The organism is Staphylococcus pettenkoferi (genome assembly GCF_002902685.1).
GTDB lineage: Bacteria > Bacillota > Bacilli > Staphylococcales > Staphylococcaceae > Staphylococcus > Staphylococcus pettenkoferi.
In genome coordinates this window covers 29,697-51,515 of sequence record NZ_PPRN01000035.1, presented here as the reverse complement: position 1 = coordinate 51,515, position 21,819 = coordinate 29,697, and the positions used below count along the sequence as shown (strand labels likewise).

The window sequence follows — 21,819 nt, the reverse complement described above, 5'->3', positions numbered from 1 at the left end:
CGTAAGTGAATATAAAAAACGCACCAAACAACATAATAAAGTTGCTTAGTGCGTTTGACCCTCACCAACCGTTATTGACAAGGAGCCTTTATTTATTAAGTTCTCCCGTGTAATAATAAAGAATATTTTCAGCAATGTTGCCTATGTGATCCCCGATGCGTTCTAAAGAGCGTGCAGCGAGATGGGCTTGCCCTGCCACGTAAGGATCGTTATCGATTAAATACGTAATATTAATAATGTGTGTGTAAAGGTCATCAATATCTTGGTCGCGTTGAATAATTTCTTCTACTAAAGACAGTTCTTTACCCTTGTTAGCCGTATCAAGATCCTCTAACATTAATAGGCTTAACTGCCCCATTGCTTCTAAGCGCTTCAACACATATTCATCATCGATACGCGTTCGTAAACGAATATGTGCAATGTTCGCAGCGTTGTCACCTATACGCTCAAGTTCGTTCGCAATCTTTAACGCAGCGAGCACTAATCTTAAGTCTGATGCTACAGGTTGTTGTTTTAGAATAAGCAGAACGACACTTTCATTAATATCTGTCTCTAGCTGATTAATCAATTGATCTTTTGCAATCACTTGGCGTGCACGTGTTTTATCATTGTCATCCAGCGATTGAATGGCTCTTGTGATACTGCTATAAACACGTAGACCCATTCGTCTCAGTTTGTGGTGCAAAGCATCAATATCCGCCTCATATTGTGAACGAATTGTCATCATATTAACCAAATCTTCCTGAAATGTAATCTTCTGTCTCCTTATCGACAGGATGCGAGAACAATTTATCTGTATCGTTATACTCATTGACGTAACCGTTGAGGAAGAAAGCGGTACGATCAGATACACGCGCTGCTTGTTGCATGTTATGTGTCACCATGATAATTGTATAGTCTTCTTTCAACGTTTGAACGAGCTCTTCAATCTTTAGAGTTGAAATGGGATCTAGTGCAGATGTAGGCTCATCCATGAGTATCACATCAGGTTGAATGGCGAGCGTTCGTGCAATACACACACGTTGCTGCTGACCACCAGATAGGCTGTACGCATTACGATTAAGTTTGTCTTTCACTTCATCCCACACTGCGGCATCTTTCAACGACTTTTCGACGATGGCATCGAGCGTCTTTTTATCCTTGATACCGTGCATTTTAGGTCCGTAAGTTACATTGTCGTAAATCGATTTAGGGAATGGGTTTGGATGTTGGAAGACCATTCCTACTTTCGTTCTGAGTTTCTCAACAGGTAATTGACGATCAAAGATATTTTGTTCACGATAGTAAATCTTACCCGCTGTCTTAACAGATGGTACGAGTTCGACCATACGGTTCAACGCTTTGATATATGTTGATTTACCACAACCTGAAGGACCGATAATCGCTGTAATCGTGTTCTCCTCAATATCTAAGCTAATATTCTTCAAAGCGTGATAGTCACCGTACCATAAATCTAAATTCTGTGTGGAATAAACGATATTTTTTGATGATGGTTGCGCTTCTGTTTGATTGAAGTCTGAAAGTCGTTGTGCGACCTTGGTATTTTTTCTTTCTTGTAAAAGTTGAGACATAATTACACTCCCCTAAAATTTTTTACTAAACTTATTACGTAAAAAGATGGCTATCGCATTCATTAACAGTAAGATGATGAGCAAGACGATAATTCCGGCTGAAGCGACATTCTGGAATTCAGCTTGCGGTAGTTTCGCCCAGTTATAAATCTGCATTGGTAAAGCTTGGAACTGATCGAATATACTAGATGGTAGCGACAATAAGACAGTTGGAATACCAATGAGAATGAGAGGTGCCGTCTCCCCTAATGCACGTGATAAAGCTAATATAAAGCCAGTTAAGATACCTGGTAGTGCAGCAGGTAGAACGACACGACGAATCGTTTGCCATTGGGTTGCACCTAAACCATATGAAGCATCGCGCATTGATTGCGGGACAGCACGTATCGCCTCTTGGCTTGCAACGATAATAATAGGTAAGATGAGTAGCGACATCGTCAGTGCTGCAGCAATAATTGAGTTGCCTAAGCCAAGTGCTTCGATGCCCATACCTCTAACGAATATCGTCAGACCAAGTAAACCGAAAACGACAGAAGGAACACCTGCTAAGTTTGAAATACTAATTTTAATAATACGTGTGAACGTGTTATCTCGTGCGTATTCCTCTAAATATATCGCTGTGCCTACACCGAGAATGATTGAAATGGGAATGATTGTCACCATTAACCACAGCGTACCAACTAGAGCGCCTTTAATCCCTGCCATACTTGGTGTAGAAGAAGAAAACGACGTTAAGAAATGTAAGTTGAGATGACTCGTTCCTTTTACTAAAGTGTCGATAATCAGCACAGCTAAGACAAGCAAGCCGACTAAAGTGCAGCCTAAGAGTACATATTTCAGTATGCGATTGAGTTTGAGACGTTGACGTATGCGTTGATTTAACTTCGCGTCATCTTGCTTAAGTTGTCGAGTTGGTGCAGATACCGTCATATTAATACTCCTCTCTGAAGCGGTGTGTAATCCACTGAGAAATCAAGTTCATGATAATCGTGAAGATGAAGAGTGTGAATCCTACCGCATAAATACTGTAATAAGCTGTAGAGCCGAAGGTTGCATCACCTGTCGCCACTTGGACGATGTAACCGGTCATCGTTTGAATGGAATTTGTTAAATCGAATGATGAACTCGGTGTACTGCCGGCTGCTAACGACACGATCATCGTCTCGCCTAATGCTCTTGAGATAGCTAACACGATCGATGCCATGATGCCTGATGTCGCAGCGGGAACGATGACTTTGCGTGCAACTTCAAACTTGGTTGCACCCATTCCTAAAGCGCCCTCTCGTACTTTGTTTGGTACAGAAGACATGACGTCTTCACTCATACTCGAGATGAGCGGAATAATCATGATACCTACAACAATTCCGGGACTGATGGAATTGAAGCTATTGATATCAGGAAAGATAGATCTGAGTAATGGTGTGACGAAAGTTAGGGCGAAGAAACCAAAGACAATCGTCGGAATTCCTGACAATAATTCCAAGGTAGGTTTAATGATCTTACGTGCTGTCTTTGAGGCATATTCACTGAGATAAATTGCAGAACCTAAGCCGATTGGCACTGCTACGATTGTGGCAATGACTGTGATCTTCAGTGTGCCGATGATGAGTGCCCAAATTCCGTATTTCGGTGACGAAGTGAATGGCGACCACTCCGCTGTGAATAGAAATTCAGTCAGTGGTATGCGTGTAAAGAATGTGATGGTTTCAGTGAGCAATGTCACTAATATGCCTAGTGTAGTTAGAATTGAAATCAGCGCGATGAGTGCAAGCACTTTTGGAACGACTTTATCGCTCGTTACTTTCGATTTCGATTGTTTATCTTCAATCATCTTGCTGACGTTAATTTGTGGTGTAGTCAATAGCATCCCTTCTTTCTTCTGTAACTCCTAATTATGTAAAAAGATTGGGAAGCGTAGAAAGGTGATTTATCATGCTTCGCTTTCTACTCAGTCTCCCCAATCTTTATCTTCTACTTAGCAATGTTTTTATTTATCCTCTTTATCCTTACTGTCTTTATCGTCGTCTTTTTTATCGTGTTTGTTGATAAAATCTTTAATTTCGTTCTTTTGTTGTTTGTAATCTTTGTCTGGTAGTGCGACGAAACCAGCTTTTTCGGCAGATTTACCTTTATCATCCATGACGAATTTCATAAATTTCTGGAAGCCTTTATTGCTTTCGAGTTTCTTATCATTGGTATAGATAAAGAGTGGTCGACTCAAGGCGTAAGAATCATTTTGAATTGTTTTCTTAGTCGGTTTCGTTACTTTGCCGTCATTATCTTTGATCTTAACTTCTTTTAATTTGTCTTTATTTTGTTCGTAGAAGTTATAGCCGAAGTAACCGATACCTTCTTTGTTATCTTGAACAGACTTAACGATGACGTTAGTATCAGCATTTTTATCTGCTTTAATATCGCCGTCGTTCATCACTTCTTCAGTAAAGAAGTCGTAAGTACCGTGAGATTGGTCAGGAGAGAACGCTTTAATTTTCTTATCTGGCCATTTAGAGTTCACATCTTTCCAAGTCTTGTCTTTACCAGAATAAATATCTTTAAGTTGATCTTTCGTTAGCGTATCAACGAAATCGTTATCTTTATTGACGGTAATTGTTACGCCGTCTTGTGCAACTTTGTATTCATGATATTTGATATTTTTATCTTGTAGTTTTTTCTTTTCTTCATCTTTGATTGGTCTAGAAGCATTAGAAAAATCTGTGTTACCAGCGATGAATTTTTCGAAACCGCCACCTGTGCCTGCTGTACCTGAAGATACTGTGACATCTGAATGGTCTTTCGAGAATTTCTCATTTAACTTCTCAATGATTGGGCCGACTGTAGATGAGCCATCGCCCTTCACTTTGTTTGAACTATCGTTGCCCGAGTTGGCATTTCCTCCCCCACAAGCGCCAAGTAGTAACGATGCGCCGATAATCGATGTACCAACGAATTGCCATTTCTTCATTCCAACATCCTCCTCAGTGATATGTAATGTTTAAGTTATTTCACTGTTTATATTAGAGGTTGTTTATTAAGTTAAAATAGTTGCAGTGTAAAGATTAAGTTAAATTCTTTTAAAAAGCTGTAAAAGTATGGGTTAATAAAGTTAATTGAAGGAAGGAATGGTCTAGAGGAATGTTGTCTAGTAGAAATTATTGAGATTTTCGCGAACTATGTGTCGTTTTCAAGTTGGCAATTTTTCCTTGCTGAAGCGCTGCACTTAACTCAATCACGACATCTTAGCGGTATCATGAATAGATGTTCGTCTCAGATGTGTCGGAGTACTTCCTCCACATAAAAAAGCTTGAATTCGAATGTGAGCGCTATGCTTTTTCGAACTCAAGCTGATTTTTAAAAGCTATTCTATTTTAAACTTTAACTCATTTTATTTTTCTAAAGCTGGATTTAAAACTTTATTAACTTTCATTATCTTTCGCGATATTCCAACCTTTTTTCGTTAAACTAATCTGTCCTGTTTCGATATTAATAATTTTTCTTTTATACAAGTGGCCTATCGCACGTTTGAAAGCACCTTTACTCATGTTAAAGACTTCTTTAATAGCTTCAGGGCTAGACTTGTCCCAGAAAGGTAATTTACCGTCATATTCGATAAGTAAATCAAAGATAACTTGGCCATCATCATCTAAGCGTTCATGGGCAAGTGGTAAGAACGAACCATTGAGCTCCCCTTTCTCATTGTAACCAATGATGCGGACATTCATTAACTCGCCTAAACGTGGCTCTTCCTTACGCTCAGATTGATGCACAAAGATTTTATGTCCTTCAGTTGAGAGTAAAAATGTTCCAACGCGAAGTAAACGGTATGGACGCGCCTGGATTTCTTGATTATGATAACGATCATCATGAATTGGTGTATACATATGTTCGACAATCGTTTCTGAAGCGAGACGCGCGAACATTTGACGTTGGCTATCGATACGTAAAGTGACAAGGACGTAATCACCTTGTGCTGGCCATAACGATTTAAGTTTAGGTAGGTCTTCCCAAGGAATCAATACTTCACGAGGTAAGCCCACGTCCACATGTGCGCCATCACGGTCGGCTTTTAACACCTTAACGAAATCGTATTTGTCTTTAGTAATGTCAGGCATGTTTTGCGTAGCGAATAAATCGCCAGAGCGGTTCGGATATATGAAGAAACTATATTCTTCTCCTACTTCTAAGTCATCTTCTTCACTAATTTCAGAAGGATTCAACTTTACTATTTCATTATTGGGACCGCGTAATATATAGGTAGAACCTGACGTATCTACTACTTCTAGGAAATCGATTGTTCCTGCAATATCTTGTTCATTGTGTGCCATAATTATCTCCTTTGCACATATAATCTTAACCATTATAACACGCATTGATACTCCTAGCATTAAACCCTATCATGATTCTCATCATGACTATCGAATGCGTTCTTATTATATGTTATAATTTGTCCGGTATAATAACGTAAAGGAGTTATGACATGTTACAAGTTTCAGATGTAAGTTTGCGTTTTGGGGACCGTAAGTTATTTGAAGATGTAAATATCAAATTTACTGATGGGAACTGCTATGGTTTAATCGGTGCAAACGGTGCTGGTAAATCAACATTTTTAAAAATATTATCTGGAGAAATTGACGCTCAAACAGGCCACGTTTCTATGGGTAAAGACGAGCGTTTAGCAATATTGAAACAAGATCACTTTGCGTATGAAGATCAACGCGTACTTGATGTAGTCATCCAAGGTCATGAAAGACTATTTAATGTGATGAAAGAGAAAGACGAAATTTATATGAAGCCTGACTTTAGTGACGAAGACGGTATTCGCGCGGCAGAACTTGAAGGCGAATTTGCGGAAATGAACGGTTGGAATGCTGAAGCGGATGCAGGTTCCCTCCTGTCAGGTCTCGGAATTCCTGCTGAATTGCATGACAAGACAATGTCTGAACTAGAGAACAATCAGAAAGTGAAAGTACTCTTAGCTCAAAGTTTATTTGGCGATCCAGACGTCTTACTTCTCGACGAGCCTACCAATGGTCTCGATATTCCTGCGATTAACTGGCTCGAAGATTTCTTAATCAATTTCGAGAATACGGTTATAGTCGTGTCACACGATAGACACTTCCTCAATAACGTATGTACGCATATTGCGGATTTAGATTACGGTAAAATTAAACTTTACGTCGGTAACTATGATTTCTGGTATCAATCCAGCCAACTTGCGATGAAGATGGCGCAAGAGCAAAACAAGAAAAAAGAAGAAAAGATTAAAGAATTACAAGACTTTATCGCGCGTTTCTCAGCAAATGCATCTAAATCTAAACAAGCGACAAGTCGTAAGAAACAATTGGAAAAAATTGAACTTGAAGATATTCAACCATCCTCAAGACGTTACCCATTCGTTAGATTTACACCTGAACGTGAAATCGGTAATGACTTATTATTCGTCAATAACGTTTCTAAAACGATTGATGGTGAAAAAGTGCTTGATGACATCTCCTTCACTATGAATCCAAATGATAAAGCTGTGCTTATTGGCGATAGCGAAATTGCTAAGACAGCATTACTTAAGATTCTTGCAGGAGAAATGGAACCTGACGAAGGTTCAGTTAAATGGGGTGTGACAACTTCACGTAGTAACTTCCCTAAAGATAATTCTGCTTATTTCGAAGGTGTAGACATGAACCTTGTTGATTGGTTGCGTCAATATGCACCTGAAGACGAACAAACTGAAACGTTCTTACGTGGTTTCTTAGGTCGTATGCTCTTCAGCGGTGAAGAAGTTAAGAAGAAAGCTAGCGTCTTATCCGGTGGTGAGAAAGTACGTTGTATGTTGAGTAAGATGATGTTATCTGAAGCGAACGTACTTCTCATGGATGAGCCAACGAACCACTTAGACCTTGAAAGTATTACCTCTGTGAACGAAGGCTTGAAGAACTTTAAAGGCTCTATTATCTTTACTTCACATGACTTTGAATTTATCAATACAATTGCGAACCGTGTCATTGATATTAATCAACCGGGCGCAGTTTCTAAAGAAATTCCATATAGTGAATATCTTGAAGAAATTGGTGTCATTAAGCCTCAAAGCTAATTATCCTTAAAAAATTAATATTATCTACTTTTTTCAATGTTATGACTCTCGCTTGGTTGGGAGAAGTACAGAAATCTTTGATTTCGTAGTACTTCCCTCGTAAAGAGAGCTAGGATTCATAAGAGTTGAACCTCTTATGAATCCAGATCTCTATTGCGTAGGACCCCACTCAACTCATTCCTTTCTCATAAAGTGTTCAAAGAATGGATGTTCGTTGTAGTCTGGTTCCATCAAGCGTCTCGAGTCAACATTGAAAATTAACTTATTATTTATTTTCTAATATAATTTTCATTATCTATCATCGAACTTCTAGTGTTTATAAATGTTACTTTTATATGATGGTTCATATCAATTTCTTTATACTCATATTACCTATTCCAACTCTTCTATTGATTTTAAAACTATGCTAGGATTATCCAACGTTTCATCGTTAACGATTTAATTAATCATCACTCAACTTACATCCTTTCATCTATAACTGACCAACATTCCACTCCTTTCAATCATAATTCCTTTTTATTTCCCTAATTTTCTTACTCACACATCTTTTATTTTTACAGTTATGTAGCAAATGCATATTTATCGTACATTATTTTTCAGATTTTTTTGATTAAAAATGATATTTGAGGTTTACAGGCTATGCGCATCTATGTATAATAAAAAACATATTGAAAAGCTAATAATTCAAAGATGAGGAGCATCAATCATCAGTAAATGTTAGACGGCCTTGATTTCTTTTTTGCTAATAATTATCTGAAAAGGAAAACTATTCCCTACCTGCTAGTAGCTAACATTGAAAGGGTGCGATGCCGAAGTGGTTTCTCTTAGCAGAGGGAGATCATTGGACTTTCTTGTTAATAACAAAGAGTCTGTCATTATTGTTAGATAATGGAGTGCATCACTTGTAGATAGATTGAGGACAAGCTCGCATTCCGAACTTGTTCTTTTTTTATTACTGTGATTCTCCCCTAATTGAGGAGGATATTGAAATTGAAACGAAGTGTTTTAAAATTTGGCGGTTCTTCTGTCAGTGATTTTCACAAAATTAGAAATATTGCTGACATGCTGAAAAGTCGAGTAGAGGCAGGAGAACAACTCATCGTGGTAGTCAGCGCAATGGGCAAGACAACGGATGAGTTAAGGAACAATGTCTCATCGCTTACTACAAAGCCTAAGGAGCAAGAACTGGCCCTACTACTCACAACGGGTGAACAACAAACAGTATCATACCTTTCAATGATACTGAATGATATCGGCGTAAATGCTAAAGCGATGACGGGCTATCAAGCAGGCATTAAGACTGTTGGACATCATCTTAAAAGTAAAATTGCTGAGATCAATCCACAGACGTTTGAACATGCATTTGAAGCGAATGATGTACTCGTCGTTGCTGGCTTCCAAGGAATTAACGAACATGATGAAATTACTACGCTAGGTCGCGGGGGTTCAGATACGACCGCTGTAGCTTTAGCTGCAAGTAACCAGATTCCTTGTGAAATATACACCGATGTAGATGGTGTTTATGCGACGGACCCGCGTATCTATAAAGATGCGAAACGACTTGAATATGTCTCCTTTGAAGAAATGATGGAGATGAGTGCATTAGGCGCGGGTGTGTTAGAAACGAGAAGTGTTGAAATTGCCAAAAATTACAATATTCCAATTTATCTTGGCAGAACCCTATCAAATGTGAAAGGAACTTGGATTATGTCTAGAACAGAGTTGTTAGAGAAGAAAGCAGTAACAGGGGTTGCATTAGATCGCAACATGATGCATGTAACGATTAGTCATCCCCTACCCGATAATCGTCTGTTGACCGCCCTCTTTGATCAACTAGAAGCAGGGTCAGTCAACGTCGATATGATTTCACAAATTATTAATATCGAAGGACTTCAAATGTCATTCACTATTAAAGATACTGACTTAGGACAAATTAATGGAATTCTCGAACGTTTATCGAATGAATTTAAAGCGTTAGATTACAAGATTAATGATTCTTACGTTAAGATTTCGCTCATCGGTTCAGGCATGCGTGACATGTCGGGTGTGGCATCTCGCGCGTTTATTACCTTAATCGAGAACGACATTCCATTTTACCAAACAACAACGTCAGAAATTAGTATTTCAAGTGTGATTGATGAGGAGAATGGTGATAAAGCCGTTGCCGTCCTCTACGAAGCATTTGATATTTAAATCAATCCAGAGGAGTGTATATAGATGACAAGATTAGCAGTAGTTGGTGCCACAGGACTAGTGGGAACAAAGATGTTAGAAACGTTAGATCGCAAAGCTATTCCATTTGATGAACTCGTATTGTTCTCCTCTGCTCGCTCAGCAGGTCAGGAAATCAATTTCCAAGGACAAACGTATACCGTTCAAGAGCTCACTGAAGCGCGAGCGCAAGAACATTTTGATTATGTCCTTATGAGTGCTGGCGGAGGCACGAGTGAGCATTTCGCTCCCCTTTTCGAAGAAGCGGGCGCGATCGTTATCGACAATTCAAGTCAATGGCGTATGACAGAAGATGTGGACTTAGTCGTTCCTGAAGTGAATCAACCGCATTTTACGAGAGGAATCATCGCTAACCCGAACTGTTCAACGATTCAATCTGTCGTGCCTTTAAGACTCTTGCAAGAACGTTTCGGACTTGAACGTGTAGCTTATACGACTTATCAAGCTGTTTCAGGTTCAGGCGTTAAAGGTAAAAGAGATTTAACTGAAGGTGCGAATGGTAAAGCTCCAGAAGCCTACCCTCACCCAATCTATAACAACGTCTTACCACATATCGATGTGTTCTTGGAGGATGGCTATACGAAAGAAGAACAGAAGATGATCGATGAAACACGTAAAATCTTGAATGATGAGACTTTAAAAGTGACAGCGACATGTGTGCGTGTTCCAGTGCAAGATAGCCACAGTGTACACATGAGTGTGACGTTAAAGGACACAGCATCAGTCGAAAGCATTCAACAACTATTTGAGGAAGATGACCGTGTCGTACTCATCGATAATCCGGAACAGAATGAATATCCTCTAGCGATTCATTCTACAGGTAAAGATGAGATCTTCGTTGGACGAATTCGTCGCGATGATACTTTAGACAATACGTTCCATGTATGGTGCACGTCTGACAATTTATTGAAAGGCGCTGCGCTCAATGCAGTTCAGATCTTAGAACAAGTCATGCAACTCAAGAAATAACCGAATTGTAACAATATTAACAACTTGAAAGGAGTTCTATATCATGACACATATCTTTGAAGGCGTGGGTGTTGCTTTAACAACCCCTTTTACCAATAACGAAGTAGATTATGGTGCATTACGTGAGCACGTGACATACTTACTAGAGAATAACGCGAAAGCGATTGTCGTTAACGGAACTACTGCAGAAAGCCCTACCCTAACGGATGAAGAGAAAGAGCAAGTATTAGAAACAGTTGTAGGACTCGTGAACGGCGAGGTTCCGGTTATTGCAGGTACAGGTACCAACAATACGGCGAAATCAGTAGCAGCATCGAAACGTGCGAAAGAGTTAGGTGCAGATGGCGTAATGTTGATTACACCTTACTACAATAAAACGAATCAACGTGGCTTAGTTGAGCACTTCACGACGATTGCGAATGAAGCTCAAATTCCAGTGGTACTTTATAACGTGCCTTCACGTACGAATATGACGATTGAGCCAGAAACGGTTGAAACGTTGAGTAAAAATGAATACATCGTTGCATTGAAAGATGCGACAAATGATTTCGATTACTTTGAAGAAGTGAAACAACGTGTCGATACAGACCATTTCGCTTTACTCAGTGGTAATGATGATAACGTAGTTGAATTCTACAATCGTGGTGGACATGGCGTGATTTCAGTTATTGCGAATGTGATTCCACGAGATTTCCAAAATTTATACGACGCTAAACAAAATGAGGAAAATATTGAAGAAGCATTTCAACCAATTGGTCGCTTGTTAGATGCGACGAGCATAGATGTGAATCCTATTCCAATTAAAGCTTTAACAGCTGTTGAAGGATTCGGTAAATATGAGTTGCGTTTACCGCTCGTGCCACTTCCTGAAGCTGAGCGCAAAGGATTAGAAGATGCGTATCAAAGTTATAAAGCAGGTGATTTATAATGAAGATTCTCTTAATTGGCTACGGTGCGATGAACGAACGTGTGGCACGCTTAGCAGAAGAGAATGGTCATGAGATTGTCGGTACGATCGTAAGGGATGCGTCGAAGTCGTATCCCTACCCGACTTTCCAACATATTAGTGAGGCTAAAGAAGCAGATGTAGCCATCGATTTTTCAAATCCTGAATTATTATTACCTTTACTAGATGAAGATTTCAATCTTCCCTTAGTCGTTGCCACTACTGGTAAAAAGGATGAGATTATCGATAAACTCCAAACGCTCGGTAAACAGATGCCTGTCTTCTTTAGTGCCAACATGAGTTACGGTATACATGTGTTGACTAAATTACTAGAAACAGCAGTACCTTTACTTCAAGACTTCGATATCGAACTCACTGAGGCACATCACAATAAGAAAGTTGATGCGCCAAGTGGCACACTCGTTAAGCTATATGATGTGATTGATGAGTTGAGACAGAATTTAGAGCCTGTGTACGATCGACATGACAATGATGAGAAACGCCAACCGAATGAAGTGGGAATTCACGCCATTCGCGGAGGCACAATCGTCGGTCAACACGATGTCTTATTTGCAGGTCAAGATGAAACGATTGAACTCACGCATCGCGCTCAGTCTAAAGATATTTTTGCGAATGGCGCATTAAATGCAGCGACGAAGTTAGTAACTAAAGAGAATGGTTTCTATACATTTGATAATTTATAAACAAAGGAGAGAGATGGATGGTACAACATTTATCAGCAGAAGAAATTATTCAATATATTAGTGATGCAAAGAAATCAACGCCTTTAAAGGTTTATGCAAACGGGAACTTTAATGATGTCACTTTCCCAGAACAATTTAAAGTATTCGGTTCAGATGATTCAAAAGTCATCTTCTGTGAAGCAGCAGATTGGAAACAATTTTACGAAGCAAATGCATCTGCTATTGAAGAATTAGAAATTGAAATGGATCGACGCAACTCAGCTATTCCGCTCAAAGACTTAACGAATACAAACGCACGTATTGAGCCCGGCGCATTTATCCGTGAACAAGCCATTATCGAAGATGGCGCTGTAGTAATGATGGGAGCTACAATTAATATTGGTGCTGTCGTTGGCGAAGGTACGATGATCGATATGAACGCGGCATTAGGTGGTCGTGCAACGACAGGTAAGAACGTCCACGTAGGTGCTGGTGCTGTCCTTGCAGGTGTCATTGAGCCTCCAAGTGCTTCCCCTGTTGTCATTGAAGACAACGTGCTTATCGGAGCGAACGCGGTCATCCTAGAAGGTGTCACAGTCGGCGAAGGTGCAATCGTTGCAGCAGGCGCAATTGTTACTCAAGATGTGCCCGCGGGTGCAGTAGTAGCCGGTACGCCAGCGAAAGTCATCAAACAAACATCAGACGTTGATGATTCTAAACGAGAAATTGTTTCAGCATTAAGAAATTTAGATAATTAAGTATTATATAATGATAGCATTAAAGATAATTTAAGTGATGCTCGGTAGGATTGTGTGAATTTATCGTTAGGTAAAATGATTATTTTTTAAGAAACGCTTACACATACTTAGAAGATATTCGTCCACTTCTGCCGAGGCATATCTCACCAACTTAAAGGGATAACTTTAGAAGACTTCTAGCTTTAGACGGTTGTAGCAATGATTTTAACTATAACTTGTTTAGTGTGAGGACACAGTTATCCCTTATACATATTTTAAACAAAGGACAGGATTGTTATGAGTGAATTAGAATTTGTTACGCAACATCGTCGCCATTTACATGCACATCCAGAACTGAGCTTACATGAATATGAAACGACTGAGTATATCGTGAAATTTCTTGAAGATTTAGGTATTCATTACGAGCGCCCTCTCGATACGGGTGCTATCGCTTTTTTAGAGGGTAACGGGAATCATACGATTGCTTATCGCGCAGATATCGATGCCTTACCTATCTTTGAAGAGAATGATGTTGACTATCGCAGTCAAGAAGACAACGTGATGCACGCGTGTGGTCATGATGGACATACAACGGCGCTCATGTTATTCGTTCAAAGATGTAAACGTCTTAGTGATGAAGGACGTTTACCACAAAATGTCGTGTTTATCTTCCAACCTGCTGAAGAAACAGGCGGTGGTGCGAATCGTCTAATTAAAGCGGGTGCATTTGAGAGCTTTGATATTGAAGCCATCTTTGGTATTCATGTCATGCCTTTCGTCGATGAAGGCCATGTCGCTTTACGTGATAAGGAAATCACTGCTAGTGCGACAGAATATCGCTTTTTCTTAAATGGTCTATCTAGTCACGTAGCGGATAAAGAGCAAGGTCGTTCGTGTGGAGAAGCGTTACAGCATGTGTTGACGCAAGTAGGACAAATTCAGCAATTTCATCTCAACGGCTTGAAACGTAATATCGTGCACATGGGACACTTTGAAGCAGGAGAAGCGATTAATACAGTGCCTAGTCATGGTTATTTAGAAGGTACAATTCGTACATATGACACACAAGATCTAACGATTGTTAAAAATCAAATGGAGCGCATTGCCGAAAGTGTGAAAGCCCTCTTCAATGTTGACTGTGAAGTGAAATTTGAGGAAGGTTATCCCCCTACTTATAATGCGCCTGAACTTAGAGCGTTTGTAGATAAAGGACTGACTGAAGCAGGTTTAGGTATTATCGATAAACCAACGCCGTATCTCTTTGGTGAAGATTTCAGTTTCTATAGCCAACTTGCGCCAAGTTATTTCGTCTTTGTAGGTACGCGAGATGAAAGTAAAGGTTACGTTACAGGCTTGCATACGTCTCATTTGAACTTTAATGAAAGTATGCTGATTCGTGTCGCAGATTATTATGAACAAATCTTAATGAATTATGAAGAGGTGCTTGCAGAATGACAGCGATTTGGTCAATAGATCGACAAACGTTTATAAATAATGCGCAAAGCGTTAAAGGTAATAACAATGTGCTGGCGGTTGTGAAGAACAATGCATATCACTATGGATTAGAATTCGCTGTTGAATCCTTTCTAGAAGCTGGTATAGATACGTTTAGTACGACTTCTTTAAAGGAAGCGGTTCGTGTACGTGAACTAGCGCCAGAAGCAACAATCTTTCTTATGAATCCAAGTTATGAGTTCGACACGGTACGTCAGTACGACATTCAGATGACTTTACCTTCTTTAGATTATTATTACTGTCACAAAGAACAACTACAAGGTATTAAAGTGCATATTGAATTTGAGAATTTACTCCATCGCTCTGGCTTTAGAACGCTTGATGAGATTCATGAAGTATTAAGTGCAATCGAGCAAGAAGATGAAGATCAACGCGTGATTGTTGAAGGATTATGGACGCACTTTGGTTATGCCGACGAATTCGATGTGCCAGAATATCAAAATGAAAGAGAAGCTTGGTTGAAGATTGTCGATACACTACTTTCAGAGGGCTATCATTTTAACCTGATTCATGCGCAAAATAGTGCAAGCTACTATCGTGAAGAGGGCTTACTCCCCCACCATACTCATGCGCGCATAGGCATCGCGCTCTATGGTTCAAGACCATATAGTTCGCTGAATCAGAGTGAAATCACACAAGCACTGACACTCAAGGCGAATGTGATTCAAATCCGAGATGTACATCAAGGCGATTATTGTGGCTATAGCTTTGCTTTCGAAGTAACTGAACCTCATACGCGTTTAGCAGTCGTTGATATTGGTTATGGTGATGGCTTCCTTAAGTCTCGTGCAGAGCATGATGTGTTAATTCACGGCCGTCGTTTCTCTATTCGTGCTTTGATGATGAGCCATATGTTTGTTGAAGTAGATGAGACAGTCCATGCAGAAGATGAGGTTATATTATATAATGGTGATATACGTGTAGATGAATTTACATTTAAAGGTGTGGGCGCGAATTCTGAACAACTCAGTGCGCTCAATCATCATTCATTGATAAAGGAGATACGATAAGTTATGGCTGTTAAATATAATGAGTATGGCGAATTAACGATGGGTGGTACGAGCTTGAAGACGCTTGCTCAGAGCTTTGGTACCCCTGCTTTTGTTTATGATGAAGACGAAATTCGTAATCAAATGCGTCGTTATCATGAGGCTTTTCGTAAAAGTGGTCTGAACTATAATATTTCTTATGCTTCAAAAGCTTTTACTTGCCTACAAATGGTCAAATTGGTTGATGAAGAAGATTTACAATTAGATGTTGTGTCTGAAGGAGAACTTTACACAGCACTCGCTGCAGGTTTCGATCCATCACGAATTCACTTCCATGGGAATAATAAGACGAAACGTGAAATTCAATATGCTTTGGAAAATCATGTGGGTTACATCGTGATTGATGCACTCGAAGAAATCGATTTAATCAATAAATACGCGAGCGAGCCGGTAGATGTGGTCGTACGCTTGAATCCTGGAGTTGAAGCGCATACGCACGAGTTTATCCAAACAGGACAAGAAGATAGTAAATTTGGACTTTCAATCAAACATGGTTTGGCTAAAGAAGCGGTCGAAGCGATTAATGACAAAGAGAAATTGAATCTCAAAGGAGTTCACTTCCATATCGGTTCTCAAATCGAAGGTACTGAAGCAATGATCGAGACTGCGAAACTCGTGCTTCAATGGTTAAAAGACAATAACATTGAGGTTGATTTACTCAACTTAGGTGGCGGCTTCGGTATTAAGTATGTAGATGGTGATACAAGCTTCCCTATTGAAGAAGGTATTGCAGAAATTACGAGTGCGATTAAAGAAACAGCTGAATCATTGAATTACCTTGTACCAGAAATTGGTATTGAACCAGGACGCTCTATCGTTGGTGAAGCGGGTGTGACTTTATACGAAGTCGGAACAATTAAAGAAATCCCAGGTGTGAATAAGTATGTTTCTGTAGACGGGGGTATGAGTGATCATATCCGCACAGCGTTATATGATGCTGATTACGAAGCGCTATTAGTCAATCGTGAAGAAGAAGCGGATGAAACAGTGACGATTGCCGGTAAACTTTGTGAATCTAGCGATATTATCGTACGTGAAGCGAAACTCCCTTCCTCTGTACAACGCGGCGATTATTTAGCTATTCTTTCAACAGGGGCGTATCATTATTCTATGGCTTCAAACTATAATCAAATGCAGAAACCATCCGTATTCTTTATGAAAGATGGTAAAGCACGTGAAGTGATTAAACGTCAATCTCTACGTCAACTCATCATCAATGATACGAAATAAAGATAAAGACACAAAAAAGAGCCTTAATTAAGGCTCTTTTTTGTGTCAATTGGTATTAAAATCTATAATTATAGTTTAACAACGTTTGCAGCTTGAGGACCGCGGTCGCCTTCAACTACTTCAAATTCAACTGATTGACCTTCTTCTAATGATTTGTAACCTTCTTGGTTAATAGCTGAGAAGTGTACGAATACGTCGTTTTCTCCTTCAACTTCGATAAAACCAAAACCTTTTTCAGCGTTAAACCATTTAACTGTACCTTGTTTCATATCTGTGAAACCTCCAAGACTAAAATTCAATCAATATGCGTTATTCGCATATTACAAAAAATACGGTTTCACAGTCAAACTGAAATACAATATTCTTTGCAATATGGAATAATACTTATTGCTTGATTACCAGTATACGTTAAAGCATGTTAAAATGCAATACAATTATCAAAAAAGGAATTATTCAATAATTGGTAGATTATAATAAACTTCGTTATTATTTAATACAATGAAACTATAAAATATTTGTAGGTCTTCATCACAGTCTTCACAGAACCCTAGTTCACAGTTATTATAAAAGGCATGAATGTTGTACTTTCCTACAATGTAGTTATCATAGTATGCTTTAGCCTTTGCAATCATTTTGCGATAAGCATTTAACATCTCAGCGTAAGTTTCATAGTTGTAACGTTCAATAATACAGTCTGTCCAGTCACTAAAAAGCCACCAACCTTCGTAATCAGCTCTGATCTTTGTAACTGTCCACATCCCTTATTACATCCTTTCGATTATGTCGCTATACGTAATTTGAATACCATCATCACGAGACGATACCTAAATATTCAGAGAGTTTCACTACTCATCTCATCAAAGTGAAGATGAGCGATAGCGCACTTTACGTATGTAACAAAGTAACTATAATATTTTCAGAGTTTATAAATCAAGTTTTACGACTCATACTTTTGACCGATGTTATACTCAGCGTGCAACGCAAATATTAGTTTTGCGCCTTAAAATTTCGTATAATAAGTATATGAGGTGATATGAATGGAACGTAAGCATATGAAAGTGTATGGCACTGTTCAAGGTGTTGGATTTCGTTACTATACACAAAAGTTAGCTAAAAAGTATGGAGTAGTCGGCACAGTACAGAACGTACAAGACTACGTTGAAATATATGCGCAAGGTGACGCAGAAACACTAAATCAATTTGTCGAAGCTGTATCACAAGGCGCTTCCCCTGCTTCTAAAGTCGAAGATGTCGATATTGAAACATTAGAAGTTGACGAAAGCTTAAAGAAATTTAAAACAATATAAAGGAAGATGAAACTTGAGATATAACATTTCTCGTATTATTGGAGCTGCCTTTGCATTTCCAGTTGCTGTCATCGCTTGGATTGTCAGTTTATTTGCATTAGACATCTATGTCATTATCGATGTGTTAATCTCAATCGTGACGTTCGGAATCGTTTACTTCCCTACTCAACGTCTTTCTTCACGCAAGTATCTTCAAGAAATCGGTTTATCCCGTAGAGATTATCGATTCGTTCGTCATCAACTTAACGACGCTCAAGATAAGATTAGACGTATCTTGAGAACGTTTATGAATGTACGTTCGATTAAAGATTTTAAACAGGTCAACGAGATTTATCGCATTGCGCGAGCGATTTATTATACTGTAAAGCAACAACCATCGAAGTTCTTTATCGTAGAGAGTTTCTTCTATTCGCATATCGATAATGCGTTGAATCTTATCGAAGCTTATACACGTCTCACACGTTCACCTAAGAAGACGACGACAGAGAAGCAAAAGCTTGAGCAAACACGTATTACGCTAGATGAAGTCAAGCGTACATTGACAGCAGATTTGAGACGCTTGAACGAAGATGACTATCAAACTTTAGATGTCGAAATGGAAGTTAACCGTATGGAGCAAAAGCGCTATCGTAACTAAAATGTATGAAGAAATGGAGCGAATGACATGTCTAAAGACAAAGATATCATGAATTCTCACCCCTTAGATCAATATTTAAATGATACCTCACAGACAGAAACTCATTTGCACAAACAACAACAGAATTTTACTACTGAAGAGCAACAACAAATCGATCGTTTAGCAGAGCAAATTACTCCGATGGAACATGAATCGTTGCTGAATTATGGTACAGAAGCTCAGAACCAAATGTCTCAGTTCTCACATCGTATCTTGAATGAGGTTAAATCAGCTGATGTGGGACCTGTAGGCGAAACATTAAATGGGTTGATGAAAAAGTTAAAGTCTGTGAATCCTGATGATTTAAATGTGGAGAATCAATCAAAGCTCAAACGTTTGTTTAAAAGAGCTAAGGCATCAGTCAATGAAGTATTCTCTCGTATGCAATCAGTGGGTGCTCAAATTGATCGCATTTCAATAGAATTAGATAAGCACAAAGGTAACTTGAAACAAGATATCGATTTACTCGATGAACTTTATGAGCACAATAAACACTATTTCGATGATTTAACGCTATATATTGCAGCTGCTCAGAAGAAACAGCAACAGATTGAAAGTGAAACGTTGCCTGAATTAAGAGCGCACGCAGAACAGACAGATAATCAGATGGATGTACAAGCCATCGCCGATATGGAGCAGTTTCAAGAACGTTTGAGTAAACGTATTTATGACTTACAACTATCACGCCAAATTGCCTTACAAACTGCACCTCAAATTCGCATGATACAAAACGTAAACCAGGCTTTAGCAGAGAAAATTCAAAGCTCTATCTTAACGAGCATTCCATTATGGAAGAATCAAATGTCTATTGCACTCACTTTGATGCGCCAACGTCACGCTGTGTCTGCGCAGAAAGCAGTTACAGATACAACGAACGATCTATTAAAAACAAATGCGTCCATGTTAAAAGAAAATGCTGTTGATACTGCACGTGAGAATGAACGTGGTGTGGTAGACTTAGAAACATTGAAGACGACGCAAAACGATATTATTGAAACAATTCAACAAACCTTACAAATACAACAAGAAGGACGCGCTCAACGTCAAAAAGCAGAACATGAACTCGTGGGACTGGAGCAAGATTTAAAGCAACAATTATTATCAATGAAACAAAACTCCCCACGCAAATGAGTTAAATAAAGTAACTAAAAGAGGTGGAACGATAGCGGTTCCATCTCTTTTAGTAGTTATATAGATGTGGTTAGACGTGATTGTCTATAGTTTGTTTCATTTTTACTTTGAGCCAGTCGTATCTATGAGAGCACCCCATCCTCCCTCTCTATCCCCACTAAGCTTCTGTATAAAACGAAAAAGATGCTAGGATGACTGTTCTGATTCATCCTAGCATCGCTATCATAACGTCTATTCTTTTTCATAATGAATAGGTTCTTGTTTTTTTACAAATGTAGAAATAATGTAGCCAATAATGACTGCAATCACTGCAATTGGGAACCACTCAAGTGAATAATCTTTCAATGGTAGATTTGACATCAATGGTATTTTAACCCAACCTTGACTGTCGATTACGCCAAGAATTGAGACAATCGTCACGATGAATATCGTGAAGCGCTGCACAATAGGTTTCGTCGGTATGAAACGCGCAAGTAGTATTAGGATCACTACTGTAATAGCGATTGGATAAACCACGCTGAGTACCGGCACAGACATTTTAATCACAGAGTTGAGACCCATATTAGCTAAGATAAAGCTGATCACTGTAAATAGGATCACGTAAGATTTATAAGAAATCTTCGGAAGAATTCTATGGAAGTATTCCGATACAGATACGACCAGTCCGCAACCTGTAGTCAGACACGCAAGTGCAACGATAATACCGAGCAAGTATTTACCGAACGAGCCAAAACCGACTGTCGCAATCGTTGTGAGTAGATATGTACCGATATTCTGGTCATTTGCTTTCAACTGATGCATTTGACTATCTGAAATATGCATATGGTTACCGATTGAGCCGACACAAATATAGATAATGATTAAACCAATTGCTGCAATGACCCCTGCCATCGCTGTTTGTTTAAAAATATTATCGGCATGTGATACGCCTGTGGCCTTCACTGCGTTAACGACAATCATTGAGAAGGCAATCGCTGCAATCGCATCCATCGTTAAGTACCCTTCAGTAAAACCTTTAGAAAAGCCACCTAAAGCTGAAGTATAAGGTGATACGGCCGTACTTTGTGCATTGCCACCGAAATCAATAAAGCCTTTGATGATCATAGCTAGAATGGTGATGAGTAATAGTGGCGTGAGTAATGAGCCCACTCGATCTACCATCTTATTAGGATTAATACACAAATAAAGTACGATTAAGAAATAGATTAAACTGAAAATAAATAGTGCTAAACTACTATTTGTATGCGCGATTGGCGTTACTGTCATTTCAAATGATGTAGACGCAGTACGCGGAATTGCGAACAATGGCCCTATTGTAAGATAAACAACCATTAAAAAGATAACTGAAAACTTAGGAGAAATCTTATTTAATGAGCCGATATAACCTTGTTTATCCACTGCGCCGATAATCACAGCCATTAATGGTAAACCAATGCCTGTCAAAGCAAAGGCGATAATGGATGGCCAGAAGAATTGACCACTTTCAAGTCCTACATTTGGAGGGAATATTAAGTTCCCTGCTCCAAAGAACATTGCGAATAATGTAAATCCAATAATCCATGTATTCTTTCTCATGTTAGTACTCCTTTAATCAATTCATTAACAATATTTTATATTCTAACATGATAAAGAACGGGCGTCTATAAAAGTTTCAGAATATTTAAAAATAGTTGTGTTAATTGTAGTTT

21 protein-coding genes and 1 riboswitch are annotated in these 21,819 nt (G+C 39.0%); of the genes, 12 read left to right on the top strand and 9 right to left on the bottom strand.

Annotation, left to right across the window (positions count from 1 at the left end):
* Nucleotides 1–88 precede the first annotated feature (88 nt).
* From phoU to CD126_RS07215, 6 genes are all read right to left on the bottom strand, one after another.
* Nucleotides 89–727 (bottom strand): phosphate signaling complex protein PhoU, encoded by a 639-nt coding sequence (gene phoU / locus CD126_RS07240; RefSeq protein ID WP_049406130.1) that lies wholly within the window; start codon nucleotides 725–727, stop codon nucleotides 89–91.
* Nucleotide 728: 1 nt separating this feature from the next.
* Nucleotides 729–1,571: a phosphate ABC transporter ATP-binding protein PstB gene (pstB, locus tag CD126_RS07235; protein WP_049406128.1), complete on the bottom strand. Its 843-nt coding sequence runs from the start codon at nucleotides 1,569–1,571 to the stop codon at nucleotides 729–731.
* 12 nt (nucleotides 1,572–1,583) lie between these two features.
* The gene (gene pstA, locus CD126_RS07230; RefSeq protein WP_002472017.1) at nucleotides 1,584–2,501 is read right to left on the bottom strand and encodes a phosphate ABC transporter permease PstA; all 918 of its coding nucleotides are present in this window, start codon (nucleotides 2,499–2,501) and stop codon (nucleotides 1,584–1,586) included.
* A 1-nt stretch (nucleotide 2,502) separates the two neighbouring features.
* Nucleotides 2,503–3,438, bottom strand: coding sequence for a phosphate ABC transporter permease subunit PstC (pstC, locus tag CD126_RS07225; protein ID WP_414715591.1), 936 nt, complete (start codon nucleotides 3,436–3,438; stop codon nucleotides 2,503–2,505).
* Between the two features lie 120 nt (nucleotides 3,439–3,558).
* Nucleotides 3,559–4,533 (bottom strand): PstS family phosphate ABC transporter substrate-binding protein, encoded by a 975-nt coding sequence (locus CD126_RS07220; RefSeq protein WP_049406126.1) that lies wholly within the window; start codon nucleotides 4,531–4,533, stop codon nucleotides 3,559–3,561.
* 451 nt (nucleotides 4,534–4,984) lie between these two features.
* A complete protein-coding gene (locus CD126_RS07215; RefSeq protein WP_049406124.1) occupies nucleotides 4,985–5,893 on the bottom strand; it encodes a CvfB family protein in 909 nt (302 codons plus the stop codon).
* 152 nt (nucleotides 5,894–6,045) lie between these two features.
* Between CD126_RS07215 and CD126_RS07210 the strand changes: the two genes are divergently transcribed.
* From CD126_RS07210 to lysA, 9 genes are all read left to right on the top strand, one after another.
* Nucleotides 6,046–7,656 carry an ABC-F family ATP-binding cassette domain-containing protein gene (locus CD126_RS07210; RefSeq protein ID WP_103370246.1) on the top strand — a complete coding sequence of 537 codons (1,611 nt, stop codon included), beginning with the start codon at nucleotides 6,046–6,048 and terminating at the stop codon, nucleotides 7,654–7,656.
* A 682-nt stretch (nucleotides 7,657–8,338) separates the two neighbouring features.
* Nucleotides 8,339–8,563: riboswitch (Lysine riboswitch) on the top strand.
* Nucleotides 8,564–8,646: 83 nt separating this feature from the next.
* Complete coding sequence (locus CD126_RS07205) at nucleotides 8,647–9,849, top strand: aspartate kinase (RefSeq protein ID WP_103370245.1); 1,203 nt, start codon at nucleotides 8,647–8,649, stop codon at nucleotides 9,847–9,849.
* A 24-nt stretch (nucleotides 9,850–9,873) separates the two neighbouring features.
* A complete protein-coding gene (locus tag CD126_RS07200; RefSeq protein WP_049406121.1) occupies nucleotides 9,874–10,857 on the top strand; it encodes an aspartate-semialdehyde dehydrogenase in 984 nt (327 codons plus the stop codon).
* A 43-nt stretch (nucleotides 10,858–10,900) separates the two neighbouring features.
* Complete coding sequence (dapA, locus tag CD126_RS07195) at nucleotides 10,901–11,785, top strand: 4-hydroxy-tetrahydrodipicolinate synthase (protein WP_049406120.1); 885 nt, start codon at nucleotides 10,901–10,903, stop codon at nucleotides 11,783–11,785.
* Complete coding sequence (gene dapB, locus CD126_RS07190) at nucleotides 11,785–12,507, top strand: 4-hydroxy-tetrahydrodipicolinate reductase (protein ID WP_049406118.1); 723 nt, start codon at nucleotides 11,785–11,787, stop codon at nucleotides 12,505–12,507. The genes dapA and dapB overlap by 1 nt, the downstream gene beginning before the upstream one ends.
* Nucleotides 12,508–12,524: 17 nt before the next feature.
* Nucleotides 12,525–13,244, top strand: a complete 720-nt coding sequence (gene dapD, locus CD126_RS07185) for a 2,3,4,5-tetrahydropyridine-2,6-dicarboxylate N-acetyltransferase (RefSeq protein ID WP_049406117.1) — start codon at nucleotides 12,525–12,527, stop codon at nucleotides 13,242–13,244.
* A 276-nt stretch (nucleotides 13,245–13,520) separates the two neighbouring features.
* Nucleotides 13,521–14,678 carry a M20 metallopeptidase family protein gene (locus tag CD126_RS07180; RefSeq protein WP_049406114.1) on the top strand — a complete coding sequence of 386 codons (1,158 nt, stop codon included), beginning with the start codon at nucleotides 13,521–13,523 and terminating at the stop codon, nucleotides 14,676–14,678.
* Nucleotides 14,675–15,748 carry an alanine racemase gene (locus CD126_RS07175; protein ID WP_049406111.1) on the top strand — a complete coding sequence of 358 codons (1,074 nt, stop codon included), beginning with the start codon at nucleotides 14,675–14,677 and terminating at the stop codon, nucleotides 15,746–15,748. The genes CD126_RS07180 and CD126_RS07175 overlap by 4 nt, the downstream gene beginning before the upstream one ends.
* A 3-nt stretch (nucleotides 15,749–15,751) precedes the next feature.
* On the top strand, nucleotides 15,752–17,017 hold the full coding sequence (gene lysA / locus CD126_RS07170) for a diaminopimelate decarboxylase (RefSeq protein ID WP_049406110.1): 1,266 nt from the start codon (nucleotides 15,752–15,754) through the stop codon (nucleotides 17,015–17,017).
* A gap of 68 nt (nucleotides 17,018–17,085) precedes the next feature.
* Here lysA and cspA read toward each other — a convergent pair whose 3' ends face one another.
* Both cspA and msaA read right to left on the bottom strand, forming a co-directional pair.
* Entirely contained in the window at nucleotides 17,086–17,286 is a 201-nt protein-coding gene (gene cspA, locus CD126_RS07165) for a cold shock protein CspA (RefSeq protein ID WP_001831260.1), read from the bottom strand.
* A 180-nt stretch (nucleotides 17,287–17,466) separates the two neighbouring features.
* The gene (gene msaA / locus CD126_RS07160; RefSeq protein WP_049406108.1) at nucleotides 17,467–17,775 is read right to left on the bottom strand and encodes a regulatory protein MsaA; all 309 of its coding nucleotides are present in this window, start codon (nucleotides 17,773–17,775) and stop codon (nucleotides 17,467–17,469) included.
* 279 nt (nucleotides 17,776–18,054) lie between these two features.
* Between msaA and CD126_RS07155 the strand changes: the two genes are divergently transcribed.
* The 3 genes from CD126_RS07155 to CD126_RS07145 are packed head-to-tail and all read left to right on the top strand — an operon-like array spanning nucleotide 18,055 to nucleotide 20,131.
* A complete protein-coding gene (locus CD126_RS07155) occupies nucleotides 18,055–18,324 on the top strand; it encodes an acylphosphatase (protein ID WP_049406106.1) in 270 nt (89 codons plus the stop codon).
* A 13-nt stretch (nucleotides 18,325–18,337) separates the two neighbouring features.
* Nucleotides 18,338–18,961: a 5-bromo-4-chloroindolyl phosphate hydrolysis family protein gene (locus CD126_RS07150; protein ID WP_002471694.1), complete on the top strand. Its 624-nt coding sequence runs from the start codon at nucleotides 18,338–18,340 to the stop codon at nucleotides 18,959–18,961.
* 27 nt (nucleotides 18,962–18,988) lie between these two features.
* Entirely contained in the window at nucleotides 18,989–20,131 is a 1,143-nt protein-coding gene (locus CD126_RS07145; protein ID WP_049406104.1) for a toxic anion resistance protein, read from the top strand.
* Nucleotides 20,132–20,362: 231 nt separating this feature from the next.
* Here the strand turns inward: CD126_RS07145 and brnQ3 are convergent, their stop codons facing one another.
* Nucleotides 20,363–21,706: a branched-chain amino acid-like transporter carrier protein BrnQ3 gene (gene brnQ3 / locus CD126_RS07140; protein WP_049406101.1), complete on the bottom strand. Its 1,344-nt coding sequence runs from the start codon at nucleotides 21,704–21,706 to the stop codon at nucleotides 20,363–20,365.
* Nucleotides 21,707–21,819 lie beyond the last annotated feature (113 nt).